This window comes from Alteromonas sp. ABE4_545, from assembly GCF_056161325.1.
On record NZ_JBSWYY010000016.1, the window covers coordinates 16,088 to 38,122 of the forward strand.

Sequence of the window (22,035 nt, forward strand, 5' to 3'; positions counted from 1 at the left end):
TGAATAACTATTTTTTGAAAAAGGATTAATCACATGAGCAAATTTATTCAACTTCACTTACTAACTTCATATGCACCGTCAAACTTAAACCGTGATGACCTAGGACGCCCTAAAACAGCAAAAATGGGCGGATTTGATCGTTTACGTGTGAGTTCACAAAGTTTAAAGAGAAACTGGCGCGTGTCTGAGTTGTTTGAAGAGGCCATGTCTGGCGAAATTGGCATTCGCACCAAAAAGCTCGGTGAAGAAGTATTTAACACCTTGGTAGCGGGAGGTGTAAAAGATAAGCAGGCTACGTCATGGGCTTCATCTATTGCTGGGGTTTTTGGTAAGGTCAAAAAAGACAAACCATTAGAAATAGAACAGCTTGCTCATATCAGTACAGCTGAAAAACAAGCTGTATTGGCATTGGCTGATCTACTTTGCAATGAGCAGCGAGAGCCAACTGTTGATGAATTGAAATTGCTAAAAGCAGATCGTACTTCGGTCGATATCGCGCTATTCGGCAGAATGCTGGCATCTAGCCCTGAATTCAATGTAGAAGCAGCTTGTCAGGTTGCCCACTCAATCAGTGTTCACAAGGTATTGGTGGAAGATGACTATTTTACCGCAGTGGATGACTTAAACGATGGTAAAACAGATACTGGCTCAGCCCACATTGGTGAAGCTAACTTTGCTGCTGCTTTGTTCTACAGCTATATCTGCATTAACAAATCTCAACTAGTCGAGAATCTTGGTGGTAATGAGGCTTTGGCCGACAGTGCCATAAAAGCACTGACTGAAGCGGCAGTAAAAGTCTCACCTAAAGGCAAGCAAAACAGTTTTGCTTCACGCGCTTATGCCAGTTATGTCATGGCTGAAATAGGTGAACAACAACCTCGTTCATTGTCAGTATCATACCTTAAGCCGATACAGGACGAAGATATGGCCGAAGCGGCAATTACTGCAATAGAAAAACAGGCCGTGAATTTTGACGCGGTTTACGGCAAGTGTGCGGATGCGCGTTACACAATTAACGCTGTGAAGGGCGAAGGTACATTAAACGAATTACTAGAATTCGTTGCAAAGTAATTGGAGCGTAACAATGAAAGAATATCTAGTCTTTCGGCTCTATGGACCAATGGCAAGTTGGGGCGTACCAGCAGTAGGAGGAGATAGAGCTACGGCAATCGCCCCCACACGTTCGGCATTATTAGGTTTACTCGGTGCTGCATTGGGTATTACCAGAGATAATGAGGCAAAACTCGAAGCGCTGCAGCAAAGTGTTTCGTTTGGCGTGAAACAATGTGTGCCCAGCTCTATTTTGCGTGATTATCATACGGCACAGGTGCCATCAGAGAAAAGAGGGGTTACCCATTTAACCCGCAAGAGCGAGTTAAATGAAGCAAAGCTGAATACGGTGTTATCCAGCCGAGATTACCGTTGTGATGGGCTTTGGATAGTGGCAGTTTGGTTAAGAGCAGAGACACAAGTAACGCTTTCAGCCATAAAAGACGCACTGGCAAAACCGGTATTTCCCCTCTACTTGGGACGTAAATCTTGTCCTCTTGGTTTACCTCTTTCACCTAAAACGTTTGAAACTGAGACGTTGCAGCGAGCTTTAGATACCGATTTTCCCCCTGTTGTTTCAGAACAATCAGACAAATATTGGCTTGGTGCTAACGGCTTCGTAACTTATTTCTGGGAGGGCAATGCGACGGAGTTTGACGATGAGCTCACTCAGTCTTATCAGCCCTGGGATGAGCCTGTGCATCGAGGACGATGGCAGTTCAAGCAGCGAACTATGCATCAATTAACATTGCGGGAGGCTAAATAATGTATTTATCAAAGGTCACAATGATATCGAGCCCGCAAACTGCCCACGAGTTAGCGAAGCTTCAACGCAACGGAGTGTACGCATCACACCAGTTAATTTGGCAGTTGTTTTCAAGTGATACAGAAAGATCTTTTCTGTATAGGGAAGAAATGGGCGCAACGGGCATGCCGGAGTTTTATGTTTTATCCAAAACTGAACCGCAAGCAATTTCACCTATCTTTTCGTGTGTGACAAAAGTATTTGAGCCTAAATTAGACAAGGGACAGCAGCTATCATTCAAGCTAAGAGTTAACCCTACAGTTTGTGTAAAAGGTGAGGATGGAAAGCAGCGCCGCCATGATGTGATGATGCAGGCGAAGTATAACGTCAAGGACGAACTATCGGATGCACAATCGCTCAAGATACATATGGAACAGGCTGCGATTAGCTGGTTGAACAACGAGAAAAGATTGGATGAATGGGGGATTACTCTAGATTTCCAACCGTCCATTGATGGCTATACCCAGCATAAGGTTCAGAAAAAACGTCATCAGATACAGTTTTCAAGCGTTGATTATCAGGGCATGTTAACAGTTCAAGACCCACTAAAATTCATTAATCAATACGCCAAGGGATTTGGCAGAGCCAAAGGAATGGGCTGCGGATTAATGATGATTAAACGAGCGTAAAAAACTATACAGGGACGTTTATGAAACCCAAACTTCAAGTACTAGAACAAACCATTGCCACTATGAATAAAAATGGTGATGAGTACATTTGTATTACTGATATTGCCCGGTTCAAAAATAAAGACCGAACCGGTGTGATAATCGGAAATTGGTTGCGGAATAGAAATACTATCGAGTTTTTAGGTATTTGGGAGCAACTCAACAACCCTCTTTTTAAAGTCATCGAATTCGATGACTTTAAAAAAGAAGCAGGGTTGAATAGTTTCACACTAACGCCCAAACAGTGGATAGAGAAAACCAATGCGATTGGACTCGTCTCTAAAGCCGGTCGCTATGGCGGAACCTATGCACAAAAAGATATTGCCTTTGAGTTTGCCAGTTGGATTTCGGTGGAGTTTAAGCTCTACCTCATTAAAGAGTTCCAGCGTTTAAAAGAGCAAGAATTCCAGCTGCTAGGCTGGGATATTCGGCGCAATCTCGCAAAAGTGAATTACCTGATTCATACCGATGCGGTAAAGGAACACCTCATTCCGGAAACGCTCGATAATCAACAAATAGCCTGTGTATACGCCAACGAAGCTGATTTACTCAATGTGGCGCTTTTTGGTGTCACGGCAAAGCAATGGCGTGAGGAAAATCCTAACCTAAGTGGCAACATGCGTGATCACGCCAATATTCATCAATTAGTTTGCCTTGCCAATATGGAATCCATGAATGCGCATTTTATACAGCAAGGTATGACGCAAACTGAGCGGATTGTAAAATTGAATGAGCTAGCTATTAAGCAAATGAAGGTGTTGATAGCAGCTAATACATCAAAGAATCCCCTGTTAAAGGAGTAAACATGGCATTCATCCCCCTGAAACCTATCCCAATTAAAGATCGCAATTCTATGATTTTTGTGGGTATGGGGCGAATCGATGTCAAGGACGGTGCGTTTGTGGTCATCGATGAGGTAAATGGCGAGCGGATGCATATTCCTGTTGGCTCGGTTGTGTGTATTATGCTTGAACCGGGTACACGAGTTTCCCATGCGGCAGTAAAACTGGCAGCTCAGGTCGGTACATTGTTAATTTGGGTTGGGGAAGCTGGAGTGAGGTTATATGCCGCAGGGCAGCCTGGCGGTGCGCGTTCAGACAAGTTGTTGTATCAGGCAAAACTCGCACTAGATGAAAACTTGCGACTCAAAGTGGTTCGTAAGATGTTTGAACTTCGCTTTGGAGAGCCTGCACCAGAACGCCGAAGTGTTGATCAGTTACGCGGAATCGAAGGTGCGCGTGTGCGCAAAACCTATGAGTTGCTTGCGAAGCAATATGGTGTGGAATGGCGTGGCCGCAGGTATGATCCCAAAGACTGGGAAAAAGGCGATGTCATAAATCAATGCATCAGTGCAGCAACCTCCTGTTTATACGGTGTAACAGAAGCGGCCATTTTGGCGGCTGGATATGCACCTGCAATCGGTTTTATCCACTCAGGTAAGCCTTTATCCTTCGTATATGATATGGCTGACATCATCAAATTTGAATCTGTTGTACCAGAAGCGTTCAAGATAGCCTCAAAACACCCCCGAAACCCAGATACGGAAGTTCGCATAGCCTGCCGCAATATTTTCCGTGAAACCAAGTTGCTCAACCGTCTTATTCCATTAATAGAAGAAGTGTTGAGTGCTGGAGAGATTGCGCCTCCCGAGGCGCCTGAAGATAGTCAGCCTCCAGCAATACCCGAACCTAAAAGTATTGGTAACGATGGCCACCGAACGGGGTAAATTATGGCAATGATTACCGTAGTTACAGAAGCGGTGCCACCAAGGTTAAGAGGGCGCTTAGCGGTGTGGCTTTTAGAGGTGAGGGCGGGTGTTTACGTTGGCAATGTTTCCAGGCGAATTCGAGAGATGATTTGGTTTCAGGTTACCGAACTCGCTGATGACGGCAATGTGGTTATGGCGTGGTCAACCAACAACGAATCTGGCTTTGAATTTCAAACCTATGGTACAAACAGGCGAGAACCTATTGACGTTGATGGGTTAAGACTCGTGCGATTTTTACCTCTTGAACAAGAGTGATTTTTACTTAGTTAGATCTTTAAAAATCTGGTAGATTTTTCAATTGGGTTATTTCCTTTATAGATCAATTATCTATAATTGGAGTGTTCCCCGTGCCCACGGGGATGAACCGCTTCAGGAATCGCTGTATACCGAAGAAGAAGCGTGTTCCCCGTGCCCACGGGGATGAACCGCCAATATTTGAACCCGTTGAGGCTTCAAATATGTGTTCCCCGTGCCCACGGGGATGAACCGGTTACCCGATGGTGGCGGTTTCACAAGGTACAGTGTTCCCCGTGCCCACGGGGATGAACCGCGAAGAGGTCACCTGAAACATTAAAGACCTTTGTGTTCCCCGTGCCCACGGGGATGAACCGTTGGTTTAAAACGTGATGACGTTAGCTTTGTGGTGTTCCCCGTGCCCACGGGGATGAACCGGTCATAAATAACATTTTCATGAATAATTCTTAGTGTTCCCCGTGCCCACGGGGATGAACCGCAATGCAAAATTCGTCATCGCGGCGTTAACCAGTGTTCCCCGTGCCCACGGGGATGAACCGAATGATGCGACGATAGACGCTCGCTGGTGATTGTGTTCCCCGTGCCCACGGGGATGAACCGTGTGGAATTTGTTAAACCTTGGAAGCGCTATGGTGTTCCCCGTGCCCACGGGGATGAACCGACGACAAGCAATCGTTGAAAACGCGCTCAACAGTGTTCCCCGTGCCCACGGGGATGAACCGACAGAGTTCCACTGAATATTGCAGCAATACAGGTGTTCCCCGTGCCCACGGGGATGAACCGAAATCAAAGATGAAGCACGTGCAGAAGAGCTAGTGTTCCCCGTGCCCACGGGGATGAACCGGCGACACCATCGAGTTTACCTTTCGCAACACTGTGTTCCCCGTGCCCACGGGGATGAACCGACGCCTCCATGCATGGTGAGATTTTTACACGTGTGTTCCCCGTGCCCACGGGGATGAACCGATTGGAAGTTCCAGAACGGATGATATGGACAGGTGTTCCTCGTGCCCACGGGGATGAACCGCCACGTTAAATCACTTTTTAGGGCCTATTAAACGTGTTCCCCGTGCCCACGGGGATGAACCGATATTGCCATTTTACTTTGTTCTTCAGGCTTTGTGTTCCCCGTGCCCACGGGGATGAACCGTGATCTCACAACACACAGCGCCGGTTATTCCGGTGTTCCCCGTGCCCACGGGGATGAACCGTACTATTCGGCGCGTGATGACGCAGATAAATTGTGTTCCCCGTGCCCAAGGGGATAAACCGAGTGATAACTCAGGCTCGCACAGTGCGGAATAGTGTTCCCCTTAACCTCGGGGAAAGTTTCATTTTATTTGTTTAGAATTATGCTTTAACGCCTACTTATATCATTCAAAGCTTTGTATTATTTGAAAACAGGCTTTAACCGAGAAGTCATGGGGCAAGAGCGACCAAATGAGCAAAATTAAACTAGTGGTATTTGATTTAGATTTTACCCTGTGGGATGCGGGTGGGCTGTGGTGCGACCACACTACACCGCCGTTTAATAAAACGCACAAAGGCGTTTTTGATGCAGAAGGCCGCCATATTTATCTGTATCCTGATGTCTTAGGAATTATTCAAACATGCCGAGATACAGGCTTGCCAATGGCATTGGCCTCACGCACCAGTGCACCTGATTGGGCAAGACAACTGATTCAATTACTCGGGATAGAAGGGGTGTTTGTTCAAGAAGAAATTTACCCCAGTAGTAAAGTGGCGCATTTTAACAAGTTACACCAACAGCTAGGTATCGCTTACGAAGATATGGTGTTCTTTGATGACGAAATGCGAAATATCGACGAAGTGGGGAAGCTTGGTGTGAAGGCTATCTATGTGCCTGATGGGTTAACATGGCCACTGTTTGAAAAAGGGCTAAGTAGAAGATAAAAAAACGGGGTATCTTTGATACCCCGTTGTTGTTTTAAGCTTCTGCAGCCTCTAACTCTTCTTCCAAACGGCGGGTTTCATCCGCTCTAGGTTTGGTAAATCGTGCAATGAGTAAGTAAAGCACTGGCGTAAGGTAGAGTGTAAACACCACTGCAATACCTAACCCACCAAATACCACCCAGCCTATAGCATTACGCGCTTCTGCACCGGCTCCGGTTGATAGGATTAGTGGTAATCCCCCCAATATTGTCGACACGAGTGTCATCATAATGGGGCGTAAACGCACTTTGCCGGCCTCAACGATCGCGTCGTAAACGCTGTGACCTTGGTCGCGCAGTTGGTCAGCAAACTCTATCAACAAGATAGCGTTTTTAGCCAACAAGCCGATGAGCATCACCAATCCAATTTGCGAGTATACGTTGATAGAGGTACCGGTGAAGAATAGGGCATAGATGGCTGCCGCAATACCGAACGGAACGGTAAGCATTACCACCACAGCACTGTTTACGCTTTCAAATTGAGCTGCTAATACTAGCAACACAATAATAAAGGCGAGTACGTATGTCATGGCGACTTGTTTTTCGGTTTCTTCAAAGGTTTGGGCTTCACCTAAGAAGAGCAAGCCAATGCCATCGGGCAGTACGTCGTCAGATAATGTACGCAACTGAGACACCACTTCATTGATCGCCATGTCTTCAGGTAGCTCCATTTCAACTTTAATGGCACGACGCTGTGCTTGTCGTTCAAGTTCAGCGGCAACGCCTTCTTCTGTAATATACGCTAGGCTGGATAAAGGCACTAACGAACCATTGTCAGATTTCACGTAAAGGTTGGTGAGATCAGAAGGGTTCACTTCATTGCGTTGGTTGTTTTGCAGAATGATGGGAATAGCCTGATCACCGACATTTAAATCGGTAATGTCATCACCACTGATCGCTGCGGTGAGTGTGCTTGAAATGTCACTCAGTGGCACTCCCAGCTCTTCTGCTCTACGGCGGTCGATGTTCACACGTAGTTGTGGCTGTGTTGGCTCGTATCCAATGCGTGGCGAGCCAAGTTGAGGTAATCGTTCCTCTATAGCTGCTGCAAAGTCAACGGCTGCGTCATAGATGCGGTCGTAAGTATCGCCCGTTAACGCTAGCTCTAACCCGCCGCCTTGACCGCGCAAGTTCAAGCTGTTGCCACCAAAGGCGTTACCGGGGGCGCCGGGGATACTTTGCAACGCTGGGCGAATTTCATTAACGATATCTTGCAAAGAACTGTCGCGCTCGTCCCAATGCTTCAGTGGAGCGGTGATAAACACGATGTTTGGGTCCCATTGCCCCACAACGGTGTAAATCGACTCTACCGTGCCTTCTTCCACGTAAGGCATCAGTACTTCTTCCATTTTATGCGCCTGACGGTCCATAAAATTCAACCCTGAGCCATCGGGTCCTCTAGCAAAAATACGAATACGGCCTCGGTCTTCGCTTGGTAATAATTCATTGTCGATATTTTGCATGGTGTAGTAGGCTCCCGCAGCAGCAGCCAAACTCAATGCAATGATCAACCAAGTGTATTTAAGCGACCAGACTAATGAACGTTGATATAGGCCCAAACATATCATGCCTAATTTGCCGAAGGTGCGGCTAAATAAAGAGGGTTTTCCAGTGTCTTTTTTCACTGGTAAACGGGCGGTTAACGCGGGCACCAACGACAGGGCGACAAACGAAGAAATGATCACCGAGCCTGCCAGTACACCACCGAATTCGCGGAATAATCGGCCTGCTGTTGATGGCAAGAATGCAATAGGGATAAACACTGATGCCAGCACGGCCGTGGTGGCTACAACTGCAAAGAATACTTCTCTTGTACCTAATACCGCAGCAGCACGAGCACCTAAGCCCATACCTCGGCGGCGCTGAATGTTCTCTGATACAACAATGGCATCATCTACGATCATACCTGTGGCAAGTACCAAAGCCAGTAGGGTAAGAATGTTAATTGAGAACCCTAAACACCACATGATCGCAAGGGCGCCTATCAAGGAAACGGGAATCGATAGGGCTGGTACTAGGGTGGCGCGCCAACTACCAATAAATACCAACAAAGTAAGAACCACTAACACTACGGTTAACCCGAGCGACACCACAACTTCCTGCACCGAGTCACGAATAAACTCAGCGTCGTCGGATGTTACTACAATATGCATATCGGCAAAGCGATCGCCAAGGTTATTCACCAACGCCAGTACTTCGTCTGATATTTCGATGGTATTTGAGCTTGCCTGACGAATAATGCCTAAGCCAATAACGGGTGTGCCGTCTAAACGTACCATTGAACTTGCGTCGGCAGGGCCGAAGTATACGCTGGCTACATCACCCACACGGGTGTCGCCTGATATCACAATATCTTCAACATCTTGCGCGGTGATTGAGGTTGCATCAGCACGCACGATCAACATTTGGTCTTCAGATTGAATACTGCCCGCAGGCACATCAAAGGGCGCTTGGCTTAACGCGTCGCCCACTTCTGTCATTGATAAACCAAAACTGGTTAATCGCAGAGGGTCTACAGAAACCCGTAATACGCGCTCACGATCACCGTTCAAGCTAACATCAGCAACGCCGGGAATACTCAAAAACAGCGGCGCTAGGTCGGTGTCTACGCGTTCGGTTAAGGTTTCTAAATCTAGTGTATCGCTCGATACGGCTAAGCTCACCACTGCTTGTGCGTCGTTGTCAGCTTTGATGATAGACAATTGCTCGACTTCATCGGGCAATTGGCGTTGTACACGGCTCACCGATTCTCGGGTTTCGTTTGCCGCGTCTTCTAGGTTGATACCCGGCCGAAATTCTACTCGCACACGGGCAGAGTTTTCTTCGCTTTGGGCGTAAATATTCTTAACACCACTCACTCGAGCCACTGCACCTTCTAGTCGACTGGTGACTTCCGAGTCTACGGTTTCTGGTGAAGCGCCGGGGTAATTCGCCGTTACGGTTACAGTTGGTGTGTCAACGTCGGGTAACTCGCGTACTTCCAACCCGTTTAGGGCTGCATAACCAGCAATGGCAATAAGCAAATTAAGTACAATAATCAGTACTGGTCGTCGTATTGACAGAGAGGGAAGGTCGTTCAGTTGTTGAGGCACTTGACTCATTCGCTGGTACTCCGAGCGAGTTGAGTTGTGACTTGTTGACCTTCACGCAAACGCTGTATCCCTTCTGCAATCAGAAAGTCATCTTCGCCGAGGTCGCCGTCAACGAGGATGGTGCCGCGAAGTCGTTGGTGCACCTTAACATCTTTACGTACAGCTTTGCCGCTTTCAGCAGTCCAAATATAAGCACCGGTTGCACCCCACAGCAAGGCTGCTTCTGGAATGGCGGCGTATTTTTCACCATCGATAGACAAGTTAACGCGAAAGCTCATACCGGGGCGAAATTTGTCTCTACTGTTATCTAGCACGGCACGAGCGCCTAGCGTGCGGTCATCAGCACTGATACGGGAATCGAGTTGAGCTATTTCGGCATTGAGGCGCTCATTGCGTTGTGTCCAGGGTTGAAGCACAACTTTGGGTTTTTCGAGCAATACGTCAACAGAGGATTCGGGCGCGCGAAAGTTAACATATAACTTAGTACGGTCATCTAATGTTGTGATCGCGGTAGTTGCCGTTATGCGGTCGCCCACCTCGACATCGGTGAGGCCAACTACCCCGTCAAATGGGGCGATGATAGAACGGTCTTCGAGGTCGGCATTGGCCTCGTCGAGGGTAACTTTTGCTAAGTCGCGGGCCACACGCGCCACGTCGAGTTCACTTTCTGCAATTGCGCCGCGAGAGCGACTTTCCTGTAAGCGTTTTAGTGTGCGTTCGGCGTCTTCAAGTTGTAGTTTAGCACGGGTAACGGCCACTATCTGGCGGCGGTTATCGAGCTTTACTAACACGTCGCCTTTGGTAACTTTTTGCCCCGGCACGAAATTCACTTCGGTCACTTCATCGGCAACAGCCGGATAAAGCACAATAGATTTGAATGCTTCTGCAGTGCCGACCGCTTCAATATTGGTTTGCGCACGCACAAATTTGATTGGTTCGAGTACCACCAGCTTTTCTTGTTGCCCTTCCCAGCTTTGTGCTTGCGCAGGCAATGCTAAACATAACGAGCATGAGAGTGCGATAGTTAATAGAAATTTATAATTAGTAATGGTTTTCATTATGGTATCGTGATTAAATAGTACTCGCCTTACACGAAAATGCGTGTTTTTGGCTCATACTTTCCCTGTGTAAATTTAATGTTATATGGCATCACACGGCGCTCAGCTTAGCAACTGCAGCTCGGCGTACTCCTTGTACACTGTGTCGCTTTTCAGCAAACTTTCGTGATTTCCGGCCGCAACAAGGCGTCCATTTTCCATCACTACAATTCTGTCGGCGTGTTTTACGGTAGCTAATCGATGGGCGATCACTAATGTGGTGCGACCTTGCATTAACACGTCGAGTGCTTGCTGTACTTTGTGTTCACTCACTGCATCTAATGCACTTGTGGCTTCGTCGAGTAATAAAATAGGGCGGTCTGCCAACAAGGCTCGGGCGATGGCAATACGTTGGCGCTGGCCTCCGGATAAATTCACGCCGCGTTCACCTAATTGGGTTTGCAAACCGTCGGGTAGCTCCTGAATGAAGTCGATGGCATAGGCGTCTGTAGCGGCTTTGATCACTTCTTCTTCTGTGGCGTCTTCACGCCCATAACGAATATTCTCAAGCACGCTAGTGGCGAAAATTACCGGTTCTTGTGGAACTGTGGCAATCAGTTGTCGAAGCGCGCGTAAACTCAGGGTATTAATCGGCGTTTGGTTGATCAGAATACGGCCTTGTTGTACGTCGTAAAAGCGGCTGAGTAATTGAAACAGTGTGGATTTGCCAGCGCCGCTCGCGCCCACGAGAGCAACACACTCGCCGCTAGATATAGAGAGCGTAAAGTCGCTAAAGAGTGCAGGGTGGTTGTCATAACCAAACTCGACGTGGTCAAATTGTATCTGTGGCGGAAGTGGTGCGGGAATCGACGCGGTTGCGCCGTCTTCGAGTGGGTTCGACGTACCGAGCAGTTCAAGCAAGCGTTCGCTTGCGCCGACACCGCGTTGCACTTCGCCAATTACTTCACTTACCGTAGCAATACTACTGCCAGCCATAACAGCATAAAATAAGAATGCGGTGAGTTCGCCAACAGACAGCGAGCCATAGTGCACTTGTCGGGCGCCTATCCAAGCGATGGTGATAATGGCAACCAAGCTGACCAGCATGATCACCATAATCAGTAACGAGCGATAATGGATACGTTTGGCTGCTGCCGCTAAAGAGGCGTAGATACGGCGGCTGAAAAAAGCGTTTTCTCGTTGTTCAGCAGTAAATGCTTGTACCACGTGAATTTCATGTAGTGTTTCGTCTATTTGCGCCCCTAAGTCGGCAATTTTATCTTGGCTTAAGCGGGCGTAACGGCGCACTTTGGGTGCAATAACACGCAAAGGCACCAGAATCACAGGCACGGCTAGCAGTACACAGCCCGTGAGCATAGGGCTACTGATTAACATTAATATTAGCGCGCCGATAAATGTAACCGTGGAACGAATAGCCATAGACAGCCCCATGCCTATTACCGATTGAATAACGCCAGTGTCGTTAGTAAAACGAGAAATCACTTCACCAGTTCGCGTTTTTGCGAAAAACGCCGGAGGCAAGGTGAGTAAATGCTGATATACCTGAGTACGAATGTCGGCGGTAACGCGCTCGCCCAACCACGTCATTAAATAAAAACGCACATATGTTGCTATGCAAGCCACAGCACTGAGTGCTAACACAATGAGAGCGGCGTGATTAATAGCGTCGAGGGTTTGATTGGCAATACTGTTATCTACGCCCATTTTCAGGGCCTGACCAAGCCCCAACCAGGTTCCTGCGGCAACAAACAGCGCCACAATCGCGCCCACTACTTTTAAGCGATAGGGTTTTAGCAGTAACCCCAACCAAACCAATACATCTCGCGTTTTTACAGTCACATTATTGTACCTTGCGTTGAATTGCGCGGGAGTATAGCAAAATTCATGATTTGCCTTGCAATTATGCGGCAGATACGTATAATTCCGCGGCCTTTCCCAGTGTGGCGAAATATTCGTCGGCTGAGAAAGTGAGTTAACGGTAACGCTACAACGAGTTTGAGGCATTTATGGTTACTATTCGTTTACAGCGTGGCGGCGCCAAAAAGCGTCCATTTTATCAAGTAGTTGTGGCTGACAGCAGCCGCGCAAGAAACGGACGTTTCATCGAAAACGTTGGTTTCTTCAACCCTACTGCACAAGGTCAAGCTGAACGTCTTCGTTTAGATCTTGATCGTGTTGAATACTGGGTAGGTGTTGGCGCGAGCTTGTCAGAGCGCGTTTCTACTTTGGTTAAAGAAGCTAAAAAAGCAGCTGCATAAGTTGCTGCATTGTGAAAGAGGTATAGATGAGTCAAGCGTCTGACACCTTGGTTGTTGGCAAAATTGGTGCACCTTACGGTGTGAAAGGTTGGGTCAAGATCAACAGCTATACCGACACACAAACCGGTATTTTTGATTACGCTCCGTGGTTACTGAGTGACGAGAAAGAGTACCAGGTTGATCAGTGGCGACCGCATGGTAAAGCCATCGTTGCAAAGCTGGTAGGTATTGATAGCCGAGATGATGCCGAGCGCATCAAAAACTTGGATATCACTATTCAGTCTGAGCAACTGCCTGAATTGGGCGAAGATGAGTTTTACTGGCGAGAGCTCACCGGCATGAAAGTAGTAACTACGCAAGGTTACGACTTGGGTGTGGTGAAAGAAGTGTTTAACACAGGGGCTAACGATGTACTGCTCGTTAAGGCTCGTGGGAAAGACGCTTTTGGTCAAAAAGAAAGATTATTGCCCTTTGAATTAGACAACGTCGTTCAATCGGTTGATAAGGCAGAGCAAGTCATAACAGTTGACTGGGATCCAGGGTTTTAATCGCCGTGGAAAAATGGTTCGGCATCATCAGTTTGTTTCCTGAGATGTTTGCTCCTTTCACCCAACAAGGTGTGATAGGGCGAGCAGTTAAATCAGGTAAATTGAGCGTCGACTTGTTTAACCCAAGAGACTTTACCCATGACCGTCATCGAACGGTTGACGACCGCCCTTACGGCGGAGGTCCTGGGATGTTAATGATGGTGAAGCCATTAACAGACGCAATTGCCGCAGCCAAACAGGCGGGTGGCGAAAGCAGTAAAGTGATTTACCTCTCCCCACAAGGGAAAAAGCTGGACCAGAGTGGCGTTTCATCGCTTGCTCAGCATGACAGATTAATTCTGATATGTGGTCGCTATGAAGGTATTGACGAGCGTGTTATCGAATCACACGTTGACGAAGAATGGTCAATTGGTGATTACGTGCTCAGTGGTGGTGAACTACCCGCCATGGTGTTGATGGACGCCGTGTCGCGTTTGGTTCCGGGTGTACTCGGTCATCAAGCGTCGGCAGTGGAAGACTCTTTCACCGATGGTTTGTTAGATTGCCCACACTATACACGCCCAGAAGTACTTGATGGTAAAGCGGTTCCCAGCGTGTTGTTGAGTGGTGATCACGAAAAAATCAGACAGTGGCGAATGCAACAATCTTTAGGTAGAACTTGGTTGCGTCGTCCGGAGTTATTAAACGACCTAGCTCTGACTGAGGAGCAGCAACGCTTGCTAGAAGTATTTCAGGCGTCGTTGCAGCAAGATGACAGTTAACTAGGATGAGAGGATATGATGAGCAAAGTCAGTCAAGATATCATCAAGAAAATTGAAGAAGCGCAGCTTAAATCTGATGTTCCTGCATTTGGCCCAGGTGACACAGTAATTGTTAAAGTTCGCGTAACTGAAGGTGACAAAGAGCGTCTTCAGGCATATGAAGGTGTTGTTATCGCTAAGCGTAACCGTGGTCTTCACTCGTCTTTTACCGTTCGTAAAATTTCTAGCGGCGAAGGCGTAGAGCGTGTGTTCCAAACACACAGCCCGGCGGTTTCTTCTATCGAAGTTAAACGTCGCGGTGCAGTTCGTCGTGCTAAGCTTTACTATCTACGTGAGCGTTCAGGTAAATCTGCACGTATCAAAGAGAAGCTTAACTAAGATTACTAATCCTTGCGTTATTGTTAACTCTGAAAAACCCGCACTTGTTGCGGGTTTTTTTATGCCTGATTTTTCTGTCTGCTAGCCGATCTCATAACGGTAATACGTATTTTGATAATGGTGGTGTAAATTCGACCAGTGCTATCTTTGCTGACAATTTTTTAACATCAGCAGCGAGTTGGGTGGCAACGTGTGTACCTCTTTCCTACAACGTATTTTCATTGGGTTATTATTGAGCATAGGAATACAGAGTGGGGCTACTGCGTTACCTGCGCCTAAGCCTCTTGCGATAAACCCATTTACAGCTCCGATAGATTCCACCTTACCCGTTACCTATCAAAACCCTGTACTGCCTGGGTTCTACTCCGATCCCAGTGTGGTGAAAGTGGGAGAGTATTTTTACTTAGTTTCGAGTACGTTCGAGTATTTTCCCGCTATACCCATTTTTCGCAGCCGTGATTTAGTTAATTGGGAGCAAGTAGGCCATGTGATCGCGTCGCCTGAGCAAATGCCTGATGGAGTGAATATCTTTGCTGTCACGCTGCGCTACCACGACGGGGTGTTTTATATTATTACCACCAATGTGGGTTACGGCGGGAATTTTATCATGACGGCGACTGACCCAGCAGGCCCCTGGTCTACACCAATATGGTTGCCCATACCGGGCATTGATCCCGACTTATTCTTCGACCAAGATGGTCGTGTTTACGTGGTAAACTCAGAATTTCATCTGTACCAAATAAACCCTCAAACTGGCGAAGTGATCGCTGCACATGGCCCCATTTGGGCAACCACAGGCGGACGCTACGCTGAAGGCCCTCACATCTATAAAAAAGACGGCTGGTATTATTTACTCGCTGCAGAAGGCGGCACTGAAGAAGCCCATTCCATTACAATTGCCCGTAGTCACCAAATAACCGGCCCATATTACAGTAATCCGGCAAACCCCATCGTTACGCATGTGAATCGCGCCGGTCAGCAAAATCCTCTACAAGGGTTAGGGCACGGCGATATGGTGCAGGCTAACGATGGTTCATGGTGGATAGTGTTTCACGGCTATCGTTCAGTAGTGCCTGGAGGGGTACACCACACTTTAGGAAGAGAAACCTGCTTAGCACCGGTTTCATGGCCGCAATTCGGGTGGCCTCAGGTTAACGGCAACGGCACGATAACGCCGGACATGCGTGTAAGCACTTTGCCGTTAATGCCATTGGCGACTGACTCATCGCTGGTTGATTTTTCGCAGCCTCTCGGCTTGTCGTGGAATTACGTTCAGTTACCCAATCACGCGTTGTTTTCACAAGACACCCATCAACGCACACTTACGTTAATGGGTAGCCAACATACGTTAGGTGATCCGCATCAAAAAGGTGTGGCCTTTGTGGGGCGACGTCTGCAAGCACTGGATTTTACTGCCAGTGTAGAGCTCGACTTTTCACCTCAAGCCAGCAATGAACAAGCAGGGCTGTCTTTACTCAATAATGGTACGCATTTCGATGTCTACGTTAAAAGTGAACAAGGGCAGCGCTATGTGCAAGTGGCATTTCAATTTGGCGATATTACGTATCGTTCAGGCCGCTATCCTCTGACTGCCGGTGCGGTGACCTTGACAGTGAGCGCACAAAAAGACCGATTTATCTTTGGTTATCGGCAAGGCGAAGTTGAAAAAATAATAGACGCGGTGAGTGCCCGTTATATTAGCTCTGAAACCATCGGTGGCTTTACTGGCACTTATGTGGGGATGTATGCAACGGGGAATGGTCAAGCGTCTTTAGCCCCTGCGGTGTATCGGGCGTTTGAGTACCAAGGGCATAAAGAATAAGGAATTGTTATGGCTCGGTTTGAAAAAATAATTGGGGTCGCGATGGTCACTCTGTTCTTACATGGGTGCGGAGGGAGTGGTGGCAGTACACAAGCTCCGCCCTCCAACCAAACTGTTAGCACAGGGGGAAGCAGTCAAAATCAGGGTGTTAGTTACCCAAATTACAATGTGAGTCCACTACCCGATGACGCAAACGGAATGAACAGCAATGCTCAACAATTAGCCGCTAACATCACTCTGGGATGGAACATGGGTAATACGATGGAGGCGTCAGGAGGAGAAACCGCTTGGGGTAACCCGGAAGTAAGCCAAGGGTTAATTCAATTAGTGAAAGACAGTGGCTTCAATGCAATTAGATTGCCCGTAGCTTGGGACCAATACGCTGATCAAACTACTGCTGAAATCGACCCAGATTGGTTAGCTCGCGTCAGAGAAGTGGTGCAGTTTATCGTCGACGCCGACCTTTACGTAATCGTAAATATTCATTGGGACGGAGGGTGGCTGGAAAGCAATATTTCTGAGCAAGCACAAGCCGCTGTAAATGCGAAACAAAAAGCCTATTGGCAGCAAATTGCTACCTTACTACGTGAGTTTGATGAGCATGTTATCTTTGCTAGTGCTAATGAGCCTCACGTAGAAACCGCATCGCAACAAGCTGTGTTGCTCTCGTATCATCAAACTTTTGTCGACACCGTTAGGTCAACGGGCGGTAAGAATGCCTATCGCGTTTTACTTGTTCAAGGGCCAAAAACAGATATCGAATTAACCAATCAACTATGGCAAACCATGCCTGTCGACAGTGTAGAGAAGCGCTTAATGATGGAGGTGCATTATTACACTCCTTACCAATTTGCGCTGATGGAGCAAGATGAAGACTGGGGGCAGCAATTTTTCTATTGGGGAAGCGCATTCCATTCAACACAAGACTCTGAACGCAACGCAATCTGGGGTGAAGAAGAAACCGTAGATCGTTTTTTCGGGCTGATGAAAAGCCAATTTGTCGACCAAGGCATTCCTGTGATTTTAGGTGAGTACTGTGCAACCCGTCGAACCGGGCAACTCAGCGGTGAAAGCTTACAACAACATCTCGCTTCTCGCGCCTATTACCATCGTTATGTTACGCAGCAAGCGACCGCTTATGGGTTGGTGCCTTTTTATTGGGATAACGGAGGAACAGGGAATTTTGCGTCGGGGTTGTTCAATCGCAACGATTTAACGGTTGCCGATCAAGAAACTATAGATGCATTGGTGTTAGGCGCGACCCAATAAATTAAGTAGAGCGGTGAATCTTGATGAACAGAAGAAATTTGTTAAAAGCGGGTTTGGTCGGCGCGGCGAGTACCACGGCATTGCCTTTTGTTGCGAAAGCAAAGGCTTGTCATCGGGAAGAAATAAAGTGGGGAAAAGGCGTTGAAGGGCAGCGTCGTGCAGACTTAAACAATGGGTATTTTCAAAACCCCATTGTACCGGGTGATCATCCCGACCCAACTATTCTCAAAGATGGCAACGACTACTACATGACGTTTTCGTCGTTTGACGCTTATCCCGGCATTGTTATTTGGCATTCTACTGATCTTGTTAATTGGCTCCCTATTGGTCCAGCACTACACAAAAATATTGGTACTGTTTGGGCGCTGGATTTGTGTAAACACGGCGACAAATATTATGTTTATATTCCGGCGGCACCGGCTGGCAAGCCTTGGTCAACTTATGTGATTTGGGCTGATGACCCCGCTGGCAAGTGGAGCGACCCTATCGACCTAAATATTCCTGGGTGTATCGACCCCGGTCACGCAGTGGGGGAAGATGGCAAGCGCTACCTTTTTGTTAACGGTATTCGCAAGATTCGCCTGACCGATGACGGGCTGGCGACCGACGGTGAGCTAGTTCAAGCCTATTCACCGTGGCAGTATCCAGAGCATTGGATCACAGAAAACTTCGCGCCAGAAGGGCCCAAATTACTGCGTCGTAATGGATGGTTTTATTTAGTGACCGCGGTGGGGGGAACCGCAGGGCCAGTAACTGGGCATATGGTTATAGCTGCGCGTTCTCGCTCAATTCACGGGCCGTGGGAGCATTGCCCACATAACCCGTTAGTCAGAACCTTATCTGAGGACGAACCTTGGTGGTCAAAAGGTCATGCAACCTTGGTTGAAGGGCCTCAGGGCGACTGGTGGATGGTTTATCACGGCTATGAAAACGGGTATCGAACCTTGGGGCGTCAAACTTTACTTGAACCGATTGAGTGGACAGAAGACGGTTGGTTTGTAGCCAAAGGCAAAGACTTGTCTAGCCCGTTACCCATGCCAATACCCGTGCAAAATCAGCGTGCAGGGGCTGAGTTGTCTGATGATTTTAGCCACAACAAGTTTGGTTTACAGTGGGCTTTTCATCGCCCCAGTAACGATGAGATGAAGCGAGTGGTTTATCAAAACAACGCTTTGCGATTTTCTGCCTCCGGCACCTCTCCAGCAGATAGCGCACCAATTACATGTGCACCAGTCGACAGGGCATATCAGGCTGAGGTGACGATTGAACTTGTTGGGGGCGCAGAAGCCGGTCTATTACTCTTTTATAACCATAAAGCGTTTGTGGGCTTAGGTGCTACCGCTGCTGACATAAAAACCTATCAGTACGCCGAAGAGCACCCGTGGGCGCGGGTTACCACTAATACAGCGACATTGCGTTTACGTCTGATCAATGATCACCATGTTATTACCTATCAATATTCTTTTGACGACGGTAAATCCTGGCGTACTCATCCCACGCGAATGGAAGTGTCAGGTATACATCACAATGTATTTGGTGGTTTTCTCAGTCTGCGAATAGGACTGTTTTGCGCAGGTAGCGGTACCGCAACACTGACCAATTTTACTTATCGTGCGCTGTAAGCGTAAATCGATAAAGCCGTTATTTAAGAGTAGAAACTGTCGTGCTTTTGAGGGCATTTGGAGTGTTGTTGAGCTTTTATTTATGCCCTTCTAACGTTTAATTGTTGCGTTTTTTCATTTCACTTTTAACAAAACTGTTACTTTGGTTGTTAACGTTTGATTAACGAAATTGTGACAGTTACCATCCGTTTATTCGTTATTTCTAATACTGTTTTTCCATGGTTGCTTGTTATTCGTCTCACGGTGTAAACGTTTCCACTTGTCGCTTGGCAAGCTCATGGAAACAGTGCATGTCTGCACTCTCGATGTCGTTGTTTGTGTTAGGTATGCATTGCCATGCATCGGGAAACGAGGTGAATGCATCATGTATTAACCCGAGCCTCTGGTACGATGAACCCGGTACAGACTGGGAATCACATAGCTTACCCATTGGCAATGGTTATATGGGGGCAACCATATTAGGAGGAATAACAGAAGATCGAATCAACCTCGCAGAAAAAACACTCTGGACCGGCGGGCCGGGCAGTCGAGAAGGGTATGATTTTGGCTTGCCTGTTAATGTAACCGATTACCAAAATGCATTAAGAGAAACTCAAGCCCAATTGTCCAAAGAAGGAAAGCTCACACCGGAGGCTGTTGCGGCACAATTAGGCCGTGATCCTGTTGGATACGGTAGTTACCAATCTATGGCTGATATTGTGATCACCCATCACTCTGAGCCGAGCGATGGTGCTGCCCACGCTGAGGTGTCTGATTATCGCCGTGATCTAGCTCTCAACTCAGGAATTGCGGGGGTAAATTATCAGGCCAGTGGCACACACTACACACGTGAGTATTTTGTCAGCTACCCGCATAACGTATTGGTAATGCGTTATACCGCCACAGGTGAACAAGGACTAACGTTTTCACTGTTTCCCGAACTACCCCAAAACCGGACCCAAAACCGACGTTGGGAGCAGGATACCTTAGTAACGTCTGGCGCTCTGAACGACAATGATCTGGCTTACGAACTGCAAATGTCGGTATCGGTTGTTGGGGGTAAAAGTGAGAAGCAAGCGGGCGGTTGGGCAATATCTCACGCTAAGCAGGTTGATATTTACGTGGCGGCGGGGACTAATTACGTTAACCGTTACCCTGATTACCGCACCGTACACCCCCACAAAACCTTGTTACAGACAATAGGCCAAGCGAAAGCGCTGGGTTATGACGCATTGCGTTCTGCTCATCTAGCCGATCATAACGCATTGTTTTCTCGGGTAGCCTTGTGTTTAACGCCAAACGCACCGGAGTTAACAACCGACGATTTATTATCGCGAGTAAAGAACAACACGGCAACAAGGCAGCAGCGGCTGGCCTTAAGCCAGATTTACTATCAATACGGTCGTTACCTGTTAATTGCCTCATCTCGCCCAGGAACTCTGCCTGCTAACTTACAAGGGGTGTGGAACCAATATGAACAGGCACCTTGGAGTGCCGACTATCACGTTAACATTAATTTGCAAATGAACTACTGGTTGGCGGAAAGCACCAATTTGAGTGAAACCGCAGAGCCGTTATTTGATTTTGTTACTGCCCTTCAGCAGCCGGGGCAGCACACGGCAAAAGCCCTGTTTAATGCGCCCGGTTGGACCGTGTTGCTGAACACCAATATTTGGGGCTTTACTGGGCTTATCTCTTGGCCTACTGCTTTTTGGCAACCCGAGGGCGGCGCCTGGTTAGCGTGGCATTTTTATCAGCATTACCTGTACACCCTAGATACCCATTTTCTTCGTGAGCGCGCGTGGCCCGTCATGTGGGGGGCCGCTCAATTCTGGCTGGCTACCTTGGTTCAAAAGCCTGATACCGGCACGTTAATGGTTAGCCCTTCCTATTCTCCAGAACACGGCGATTTTACTGAAGGCGCCGCAATGTCTCAGCAAATCGTGTATGCGTTGTTCCGCGATACTTATGCCGCCGCAAAACAGTTGGGGTTTGAACCGGAAGCAGAGGCCTTGTCACAAGCCCTCGCGCGCATGGATAAGGGGCTTCGAGTAGGCAAGTGGGGGCAATTACAAGAATGGCAAGCGGACCTGGATGACCCCTCATCGGCACATAGACACGTTTCTCACCTTTTTGCTTTGCATCCTGACAACCGCATCTCACCAGCCAGTACACCCGAGTTAGCAAAAGCGGCTGCAGTCACCCTCAATGCACGAGGCGATGGCGGCACTGGGTGGAGTAAGGCGTGGAAAGTTAACTTTTGGGCTCGGTTACACAATGGCGATAGGGCTAACAAACTGCTGATAGAGCAATTGCAACACAGCACCTTAGAGAACTTGTGGGACAGTCATCCCCCTTTTCAAATTGATGGAAATTTTGGTGCCACAGCGGGCATGACGGAAATGCTATTACAAAGCCGTCAGGGCGCTATGGATGTATTGCCCGCATTGCCTTCAGACTGGGCCAATGGGCGTATTTCAGGGCTGAAGGCACACGGCGACATTGAGGTAGACATTGCGTGGCAACGTCATCAACTGAGCCTGCTCACACTTAATTCTAAACGGTCACAGGTAGTCAGTATTGGTTTTCCTGAGACTGGCGTTTATGACGTAACCGATAGCGCTGGGCAGCAGGTGTTTCCCAAGCAGCAAGCCAATCGATTGCTGTTGCATCTGGCTGCAAACCAGTCTTATCGAATTACGCCTAAACGAAAAAACGCGTCGGTCGAGTAGTAAAAGTACTGCGCATAT

General features: G+C 47.8%; 18 protein-coding genes and 1 CRISPR repeat array. Of the genes, 15 read left to right on the forward strand and 3 right to left on the reverse strand.

Annotated features, from left to right (window positions below; genetic code table 11):
- The first annotated feature begins 33 nt into the window (after window positions 1-33).
- From cas7e to ACXAH6_RS14060, 7 genes are all read left to right on the forward strand, one after another.
- Window positions 34-1,071, forward strand: a complete 1,038-nt coding sequence (cas7e, locus tag ACXAH6_RS14030; RefSeq protein WP_474877791.1) for a type I-E CRISPR-associated protein Cas7/Cse4/CasC — start codon at window positions 34-36, stop codon at window positions 1,069-1,071.
- A gap of 13 nt (window positions 1,072-1,084) precedes the next feature.
- Window positions 1,085-1,816: a type I-E CRISPR-associated protein Cas5/CasD gene (cas5e, locus tag ACXAH6_RS14035; RefSeq protein WP_474877793.1), complete on the forward strand. Its 732-nt coding sequence runs from the start codon at window positions 1,085-1,087 to the stop codon at window positions 1,814-1,816.
- Complete coding sequence (gene cas6e / locus ACXAH6_RS14040; RefSeq protein WP_474877794.1) at window positions 1,816-2,484, forward strand: type I-E CRISPR-associated protein Cas6/Cse3/CasE; 669 nt, start codon at window positions 1,816-1,818, stop codon at window positions 2,482-2,484. The genes cas5e and cas6e overlap by 1 nt, the downstream gene beginning before the upstream one ends.
- 20 nt (window positions 2,485-2,504) lie before the next feature.
- Window positions 2,505-3,326, forward strand: a complete 822-nt coding sequence (locus ACXAH6_RS14045; RefSeq protein ID WP_474877796.1) for a KilA-N domain-containing protein — start codon at window positions 2,505-2,507, stop codon at window positions 3,324-3,326.
- A 2-nt stretch (window positions 3,327-3,328) separates the two neighbouring features.
- A complete protein-coding gene (gene cas1e / locus ACXAH6_RS14050; RefSeq protein WP_474877798.1) occupies window positions 3,329-4,249 on the forward strand; it encodes a type I-E CRISPR-associated endonuclease Cas1e in 921 nt (306 codons plus the stop codon).
- Window positions 4,250-4,252: 3 nt separating this feature from the next.
- The gene (cas2e, locus tag ACXAH6_RS14055; RefSeq protein ID WP_474877800.1) at window positions 4,253-4,546 is read left to right on the forward strand and encodes a type I-E CRISPR-associated endoribonuclease Cas2e; all 294 of its coding nucleotides are present in this window, start codon (window positions 4,253-4,255) and stop codon (window positions 4,544-4,546) included.
- Between the two features lie 83 nt (window positions 4,547-4,629).
- A CRISPR array of direct repeats spans window positions 4,630-5,818; the repeat unit is 29 nt; unit sequence GTGTTCCCCGTGCCCACGGGGATGAACCG.
- Between the two features lie 168 nt (window positions 5,819-5,986).
- Complete coding sequence (locus ACXAH6_RS14060; RefSeq protein ID WP_474877802.1) at window positions 5,987-6,460, forward strand: magnesium-dependent phosphatase-1; 474 nt, start codon at window positions 5,987-5,989, stop codon at window positions 6,458-6,460.
- A 34-nt stretch (window positions 6,461-6,494) separates the two neighbouring features.
- Here the strand turns inward: ACXAH6_RS14060 and ACXAH6_RS14065 are convergent, their stop codons facing one another.
- The 3 genes from ACXAH6_RS14065 to ACXAH6_RS14075 form a co-directional block, all read right to left on the reverse strand.
- Window positions 6,495-9,599, reverse strand: coding sequence for an efflux RND transporter permease subunit (locus ACXAH6_RS14065; protein ID WP_474877804.1), 3,105 nt, complete (start codon window positions 9,597-9,599; stop codon window positions 6,495-6,497).
- Window positions 9,596-10,648, reverse strand: coding sequence for an efflux RND transporter periplasmic adaptor subunit (locus tag ACXAH6_RS14070; RefSeq protein ID WP_474877805.1), 1,053 nt, complete (start codon window positions 10,646-10,648; stop codon window positions 9,596-9,598). Before ACXAH6_RS14070 ends, ACXAH6_RS14065 begins: the two co-directional genes overlap by 4 nt.
- A gap of 102 nt (window positions 10,649-10,750) precedes the next feature.
- Complete coding sequence (locus tag ACXAH6_RS14075; protein ID WP_474877806.1) at window positions 10,751-12,487, reverse strand: ABC transporter transmembrane domain-containing protein; 1,737 nt, start codon at window positions 12,485-12,487, stop codon at window positions 10,751-10,753.
- 167 nt (window positions 12,488-12,654) lie between these two features.
- On the opposite strand from ACXAH6_RS14075, the gene rpsP reads away from it, so the two are divergent.
- The 8 genes from rpsP to ACXAH6_RS14115 all read left to right on the forward strand — a co-directional run bounded on the left by rpsP (window position 12,655) and on the right by ACXAH6_RS14115 (window position 22,017).
- Window positions 12,655-12,906 (forward strand): 30S ribosomal protein S16, encoded by a 252-nt coding sequence (gene rpsP / locus ACXAH6_RS14080; RefSeq protein WP_474877808.1) that lies wholly within the window; start codon window positions 12,655-12,657, stop codon window positions 12,904-12,906.
- Window positions 12,907-12,932: 26 nt separating this feature from the next.
- Window positions 12,933-13,454, forward strand: coding sequence for a ribosome maturation factor RimM (gene rimM / locus ACXAH6_RS14085; RefSeq protein WP_474877810.1), 522 nt, complete (start codon window positions 12,933-12,935; stop codon window positions 13,452-13,454).
- The gene (gene trmD, locus ACXAH6_RS14090) at window positions 13,454-14,215 is read left to right on the forward strand and encodes a tRNA (guanosine(37)-N1)-methyltransferase TrmD (protein WP_474877900.1); all 762 of its coding nucleotides are present in this window, start codon (window positions 13,454-13,456) and stop codon (window positions 14,213-14,215) included. The genes rimM and trmD overlap by 1 nt, the downstream gene beginning before the upstream one ends.
- A gap of 18 nt (window positions 14,216-14,233) precedes the next feature.
- Window positions 14,234-14,593: a 50S ribosomal protein L19 gene (gene rplS / locus ACXAH6_RS14095; RefSeq protein ID WP_474877901.1), complete on the forward strand. Its 360-nt coding sequence runs from the start codon at window positions 14,234-14,236 to the stop codon at window positions 14,591-14,593.
- 190 nt (window positions 14,594-14,783) lie between these two features.
- Window positions 14,784-16,415, forward strand: coding sequence for a glycoside hydrolase family 43 protein (locus tag ACXAH6_RS14100; RefSeq protein ID WP_474877812.1), 1,632 nt, complete (start codon window positions 14,784-14,786; stop codon window positions 16,413-16,415).
- Window positions 16,416-16,424: 9 nt separating this feature from the next.
- Window positions 16,425-17,684, forward strand: coding sequence for a glycoside hydrolase family 5 protein (locus ACXAH6_RS14105; RefSeq protein ID WP_474877814.1), 1,260 nt, complete (start codon window positions 16,425-16,427; stop codon window positions 17,682-17,684).
- 23 nt (window positions 17,685-17,707) lie between these two features.
- Window positions 17,708-19,306, forward strand: coding sequence for a family 43 glycosylhydrolase (locus ACXAH6_RS14110; RefSeq protein WP_474877815.1), 1,599 nt, complete (start codon window positions 17,708-17,710; stop codon window positions 19,304-19,306).
- A gap of 290 nt (window positions 19,307-19,596) precedes the next feature.
- On the forward strand, window positions 19,597-22,017 hold the full coding sequence (locus tag ACXAH6_RS14115) for a glycoside hydrolase family 95 protein (protein ID WP_474877817.1): 2,421 nt from the start codon (window positions 19,597-19,599) through the stop codon (window positions 22,015-22,017).
- The last annotated feature ends 18 nt before the right edge of the window (window positions 22,018-22,035 follow it).